The sequence below is a fragment of the Clostridium sulfidigenes genome (assembly GCF_052067195.1).
GTDB classification, from domain to species: domain Bacteria; phylum Bacillota; class Clostridia; order Clostridiales; family Clostridiaceae; genus Clostridium_J; species Clostridium_J sulfidigenes.
The window spans coordinates 112,342-118,712 of sequence record NZ_JBQHQR010000014.1; the positions used below are offsets into that span (position 1 = coordinate 112,342).

The 6,371-nt window shown below is 29.0% G+C and carries 10 protein-coding genes; all 10 read right to left on the minus strand.

From position 1 onward, the window contains the following. Nucleotides 1-12 precede the first annotated feature (12 nt). The 10 genes from rplI to yedF all read right to left on the minus strand — a co-directional run bounded on the left by rplI (nt 13) and on the right by yedF (nt 6,260). Nucleotides 13-459, minus strand: a complete 447-nt coding sequence (gene rplI / locus ACTNBA_RS15260) for a 50S ribosomal protein L9 (protein WP_035132000.1) — start codon at nt 457-459, stop codon at nt 13-15. A 2-nt stretch (nt 460-461) separates the two neighbouring features. After that, nucleotides 462-2,456: a DHH family phosphoesterase gene (locus ACTNBA_RS15265; protein ID WP_441075104.1), complete on the minus strand. Its 1,995-nt coding sequence runs from the start codon at nt 2,454-2,456 to the stop codon at nt 462-464. A 3-nt stretch (nt 2,457-2,459) separates the two neighbouring features. Then, nucleotides 2,460-3,455, minus strand: coding sequence for a DUF2232 domain-containing protein (locus tag ACTNBA_RS15270; RefSeq protein WP_441075105.1), 996 nt, complete (start codon nt 3,453-3,455; stop codon nt 2,460-2,462). Between the two features lie 12 nt (nt 3,456-3,467). After that, complete coding sequence (locus tag ACTNBA_RS15275) at nt 3,468-3,785, minus strand: MazG-like family protein (RefSeq protein WP_035132003.1); 318 nt, start codon at nt 3,783-3,785, stop codon at nt 3,468-3,470. A 184-nt stretch (nt 3,786-3,969) separates the two neighbouring features. Next, nucleotides 3,970-4,233, minus strand: a complete 264-nt coding sequence (rpsR, locus tag ACTNBA_RS15280; protein ID WP_035132005.1) for a 30S ribosomal protein S18 — start codon at nt 4,231-4,233, stop codon at nt 3,970-3,972. A gap of 24 nt (nt 4,234-4,257) precedes the next feature. Then, nucleotides 4,258-4,695, minus strand: a complete 438-nt coding sequence (locus ACTNBA_RS15285) for a single-stranded DNA-binding protein (protein ID WP_035132007.1) — start codon at nt 4,693-4,695, stop codon at nt 4,258-4,260. 9 nt (nt 4,696-4,704) lie between these two features. After that, entirely contained in the window at nt 4,705-4,995 is a 291-nt protein-coding gene (gene rpsF / locus ACTNBA_RS15290; protein ID WP_035132009.1) for a 30S ribosomal protein S6, read from the minus strand. Between the two features lie 102 nt (nt 4,996-5,097). Then, nucleotides 5,098-5,289, minus strand: coding sequence for a DUF951 domain-containing protein (locus ACTNBA_RS15295; protein WP_346849171.1), 192 nt, complete (start codon nt 5,287-5,289; stop codon nt 5,098-5,100). An 85-nt stretch (nt 5,290-5,374) separates the two neighbouring features. Further along, nucleotides 5,375-5,629 carry a putative Se/S carrier protein gene (locus ACTNBA_RS15300; protein ID WP_035132011.1) on the minus strand — a complete coding sequence of 85 codons (255 nt, stop codon included), beginning with the start codon at nt 5,627-5,629 and terminating at the stop codon, nt 5,375-5,377. Nucleotides 5,630-5,654: 25 nt separating this feature from the next. Beyond that, nucleotides 5,655-6,260: a sulfurtransferase-like selenium metabolism protein YedF gene (gene yedF, locus ACTNBA_RS15305; protein WP_441075108.1), complete on the minus strand. Its 606-nt coding sequence runs from the start codon at nt 6,258-6,260 to the stop codon at nt 5,655-5,657. Nucleotides 6,261-6,371 lie beyond the last annotated feature (111 nt).

The following is a 6,371-nucleotide window of genomic DNA, read 5'->3' on the forward strand; positions in this document are numbered from 1 at the left end:
GGTTTTTAAAATCTATTGTTGTTCTTTTATAATAACCTTTATTTTAGTTGATATCTCAGGATATAGTTTTACTTCTACATCATATAATCCCATAGTTTTAATAGTATTAACTACTATTTTTTTCTTATCTATTGTTATATTTAATTGTTTTTCCATTTCCTGAGAAATATCTTTTGTGGTTATAGCTCCAAATAATCTACCATTGTCTCCTGACTTAGCATAGATAATCACTTCTTTATCCTTAAGTTCATTTGCAACTTTTTGAGCTTCCTCTATTTCAGCTAATTTCTTCTTTCTATCAGCTTCATTTTTCTTATTTAAAATATGCATGTTAACATCATTTGCCTCTTGTGCCAACTTCTTAGGAAACAAGAAATTTCTTGCATATCCATCGGAAGCATTAACAACCTCTCCTTTTTTTCCAACTGATTTTACATCTTGTAATAAAATAACTTTCATTATTATTCACCCTTCCTTAAGTATTTTTCTATAGCATCATTTAATAATTCTTCTGCCTCATCTTGATTAGAATCTTTAATTCTAGCAGCTGCCATTGTTAAATGTCCTCCACCACCTAAATATTCCAATATTACCTGAACATTTATTTCACCTAAGGATCTTCCACTTATATAAGTGCCCTCCTCTATTTTAGCAATAACAAAGGATGCTTGAATACCTGTAATATTTAGCAATTCATCCGCTGCTTGTGCTGGTAATACAGAATTTGATATTTCTGGTGGACATTTCGCTACAGCTATTCCACTTTTAACCTTTGCAGTTTTTATTATATCTGCTCTTGTTATGTAAATATCTAAAGCTTCACTAAAAATTCTTTTTACATCTACAGTATCAGCACCTAGCCTTCGTAAAAATGCTGCTGCTTCAAAGGTTCTAACTCCAGTTTTAAAACAGAAATTTTTAGTATCTAGACAAATACCTGCTAATAGAGCTACCGCTTCTACTTCTCTCAATTTTGGTTTTTCAACCATATACTGAATTAATTCTGTTATTAATTCTGATGTTGATGATGCATAGGTTTCCACATAACTTAACATTGTACCTTGTATAAAGTCTTTTGTTTTCCTGTGATGATCTATAATCACTATTCTACTGAAGTAATCTACTACCTCCATAGAAAGTACGTAACTTTCATTATGAACATCAACTAATATTAATAAACTTTTATCATTTTTTATATTTTTAACTGCATTTATATTTATAAATGTATCTTTATAGTTATCATCATCATCTAATCTGTCCAACATATACTGCACAGCATCATGAGGATCATCCATAACTATATAACATTCCTTATTTAAAGAACGTATGGTGCTATACATTCCTATTGCTGCTCCCAAGCAATCCATATCTGGATTGTGATGTCCCATTATAATTACATTGCTACTTTCATTTATCAGTTCTAAAAGTGCATGACCAATTACCCTAGCTCTAACCTTAGTCCTTTTTTCGACTTCTTTAGTTTTTCCACCATAAAAAGATACTTTTTCAAAGCTCTTGACTACACATTGATCTCCACCTCTTCCAAGAGCCAAATCCTTTGCTATAGTGGCAAATTCATGATTTTGAGCTGGATTTTCTCCACCTCTACCCACTCCAATGCTTAGAGTAACTGTAAGTTTATTCCCACTGCTTACTTCTCTAATTATATCTAGTATATCAAATTTTTTATTCATCTCAGTTTCTATATTAGCATCTTTAGTTGTTAATACATATTTATTTGATGAATATTTTCTTATTAACGCTTTTAGGCTATTAGCATAGTTATTTATAGTTCTATCTATGTCTGCTATAAGCTGTGGTCTTAAATCTTCTTCTGTAGTCTTAATAACCTCATCAAGATTATCTACCTCTATGAGCATTACACTTTCTTTAGCATTATTAATTTGATTTATCAAATTAACATTATCTGTAATATCATCAAAAGAAATTACTATAAGATTATTATCTTCATTAATCTCATAATCCTGAATAATACTTATATAAATATCATAAATTCTATCCTTAAAAACAACATTTTTATACTCTGACCTTTTTCCTTCTAATGCTAATTTTATATTGAACTCTTTAATTATTTCTTTTATATTTTTACCTACTATATCATTATTTTCTAATCTTAAAGCTAAACTTTCGTTAAACCATATTACCTCTCCATTTTCTAATAAAAACATAGTTGGAAAATGCACCTTAGAAAATGCCGTAGACTTAACAGTATCAACCTTGTGTATTATATTTTCAATTTTGTTAGAAAAATTATCTTTCTTGCTATTATCAAATATAATATACAAAAGAGCGGCTGCATATATTAGAAGTAGTATATTTGAAATAATTAACATATCCTTTATAAAAAATACTAATAATAATATAACTAAAATAGTTATAACTATTTTACTTTTTATAAAATTAAATAGCATTTCTTTAAAATTCTCTTTACTCATATATTACGCCTTTCTGATTCTATATGGATCCAGCTTTCTAAAATCTAACATCATTTCTACAAAACCTACTATTCCTAAAATTTTAGATGATCCTATTATAAACAAAAGAATTACTAAAAGTATTCTCATTGCCTTAGGCATTCCTAGTTTCTTTCTAAAATAATAATCAGTTACAGCTGCTCCGTTCACAGCTAATATCATAATTGTTAACATTAAAATAGCATTATATAAAAATAAGCTACCTGTAATCCCCCTACTTCCAACTATTGCACATATGCTAATAACAGCAATTAATGCAGCTCCAACCAGATTAGATACATAAAACTCTGAAAACCTTAAATATTTTATTTCTTTATATTTAAGTTTTCTAAATATCAAATGTGTAAATAATATGGTTGAATATGCTTGTATAAAAGAAGCTATAAATAATACAGTTGGTATCAACATAGCTAAAAGCTCAACTGTAAAGATAGATTCTATTTGTTCAAACATTTGTAGTTGAGTAGCATTCATACCCATATTGCTATAAATTTCTTTAGTTTGAGTTATATATTCCTTAAATTCATGCATATATGTATTCAGTTTATCATTAATAAATTGAATTACACCTATATTGCTAACAAGCCTACTAGTTAACCATACCTCAACAAGCATTGATATTATACATGCAATAATCAGGGCGATTAATATATTATATGTTTTCTTTTGATTTTTTAAGCAGTAACCTAAGACTACACCTATTATCCCATAAGACATACCTGAAATTATAGCCAAAATAGGATTGAGAAATATAGCTACTAATATTGTGCTTATTAATGCAGCTCCTATTGAATACTTCATTCCATTCCTATAGTAAATAAGAGCTACCAAAATCGGCAACAATATTAACCCTATTATATAAAATAATAAAATGTATGATGCACTAATGCTTATTATAGTTATAATACCTGCCATCAACGCAGCTTCTATTAAACTCTTTGTATTAATCTTTTGTTCCATAACATCCTCCTTCTAATTCCTTTCTCTTATATGGTCATAAAGCTTACTAAGCTCTTTTCCATTTTTCTCAAGAGGATCACCTTCTACTATACCAACCTTTAATTTTTTCTTCATAGTTTCATCAATTGCTAAATGAGAATATCCTAATTTTTCCGCTAAAATATATAATATTATTATTGCTCCTGATATACAATCTAAAATTGCATCTTGTGCTATATTACTCCCTTTACTTAATAATTTAAAAAAATCACCTACAATACAAACTAATTCTGCCTTTAGTCCTTCTATTATCTTTATATTGGACATAATATTAAACTCTTCTCGTCTCATAAGAATCATCCTTTCTTTAGGCTATAAGTCTATTGTAAATTTTTTTTAATATTTATGCAACATGATTATAGGTATATTTACCTTTATTTCACAGTTATTCTGAGATTAAAATAAAAAACTAGTGAATAACAACGATTCACTAGTTTTTATTAATTATATGTTTGTTTTACCAAATAAATTATTACTATTCAGTTGTGAATGGTAATAATGCTATGTTTCTAGCTCTCTTAATAGCTACAGTTAGCATTCTTTGGTGTTTAGCACAGTTTCCAGAAATTCTTCTTGGTAATATTTTACCCTTTTCTGTAACGTACTTTCTTAATTTATTGATATCTTTATAATCTATAGAAGTTGCTTTATCCATACAAAAAGCACATACTTTTCTCTTAGCTCTTTTTCTATTTCCGCCTTTTCTTCTATCATTCTTATCGTTTCTATCATAAGCCATTGCTCTTACCTCCTTACCTAATTATTAAAATGGCATATCCTCACCATCATCAATCGGAGTCATATCTCCTCCACCAAAGTAATCTGTTGGTATTGATGAATCATTGTGAGAAACAGCTCCAGTATTCATTCCTGATGTTTTATTGCCACCCCATTCAAGGAAACTTACTTCATCAGCTACTACTTCAGTAACATATCTTCTTCCACCGTCTTTAGCTTCATAAGAACGAGTTTCAATTCTACCAGCTACACTTAAAAGTTTACCTTTACTCATGTAATTAGCAGTACTTTCAGCCTGTTTACCCCATACTACTACAGGTATAAAGTCAGCATCCGGTTGACCTTCCTTCTTAAATCTTCTATTAACTGCAATTGTAAATGTGGCTACAGCTGTACCTGTACCTGGAGTAAATTTTAACTCTGGGTCTTTGGTTAATCTTCCGATTAAAACAACCTTATTCATTCATACCACCTACTTGCTTTCTGGATTGATTATAATATGTCTTATAACACCATCTGTAATTCTGAATACTCTGTCTAATTCTTTAGGTAATTCAGCGTCAGCTTTGAAGTTGATTAATGTGTATACACCCTCGTTAACTTTAGCGATTTCATAAGCTAGCTTTCTTCTACCCCAAACGTCAACGCTTTCAACTTCTCCACCATTGTTCTCTATTACACCTTTAAATTTTTCAACGTTAGCTTTAACAGCCTCCTCGTCTAATGATGGGTGTAATATGAATATAGTTTCATATGCTCTCATTAGTTTCACCTCCTCCCCCCGGACTAACGGCTGTGATTTTCACAGCAGGGATTACATCATCAAATTATATCATAGTAAAACTATCAAGTCAATATTGTTATCTTATTTTCCCTCATTCTTAAGAATTTTCTTTACACTCTTTTCAAATTTACTTCTAGGAATCATAACAATTCTATCACATCCGGTGCATCTAATTTTTATATCTGCACCCATTCTAATTATTTCCCACTTATTACTACCACATGGATGTGTTTTTTTAGTTTCTACAATATCATTTAATTCAAATTCTTTCATATTCTTCTCCTATATCATTGTTTCCAAATATTTATATCAATAAACTATATTGTTTTATATTTATTTTTTACCATCTCATATTATGTTAGTCAATATTTAACTCTATTAACTTACTATCAGTAAATTGATAAATAGTTTTGAACTCCATCTTTTTATCTTTTATTATCTCTTTTAAGCTATCTACAATACCAATATCCGCCTTTAAGCTTATTCCACAACTTTTAGTTATATATGTTGGTGTTGGCATCATAGTAACCTTAAGCTTTTCGTTAATACATACTGATTCAGCTTTCATGGCTTCATGAGTATTATTAAAAGTTACAATTAAAAATTCTTTCATTTCGTATATCTCCTAGCACTATTTCTTATAACTTTATAGTTTTTCCTTTATTCATTATTTCAATTATTGCATACATATTACTAATTTCTCCAACTGCAAGATTTTCCTTTAATCCATAAAAATCTAAACAAAGACCACAACTTTGTACATTTACACCTCTCTCTACTAATCTTTTTAAACTATCAAGGGTAAGTGCTCCTTCAACTACTAACTTTACCCCTGCATTTAAGAATACTAAATTGGTTGGTATAACTTCAGCCTCCGAAAGTGCAAATAAATAACTCTTTATAAGAGCTGTTCCAAGTTCATCATCTCCATTTCCCAATTTATCTGAACCTATAACAATAGTAAAAGTCTCTTCTTTTTCTTTAGAACTTTTTAGATTTAATTCTTCTACTGTAACTTCGCCCTTTGTAATTGTTATATAGTATATATTGCCTTCTCTTTCTTCTATTTCATAATTAAATCCATTTCCTTGAGCAAATTTAACCACATTATTTTTGGCAACCTCATTATCTACAACAGTTACTCCTATACCACTTTCTAAAGCATCAAAATATTTTTTTGTATTTACTACTGGAATTGGGCAATTTAATCCTCTACAGTCAATCTCATTTCTAATATTTTCCATAACATTTTCCCCCTATTAAATACTATTTGATATAATATTTAGTTAATATCTATTAATTAATATGTTCTATTTAATATAATAATATGATATTGTATATATTTACTATAGTGT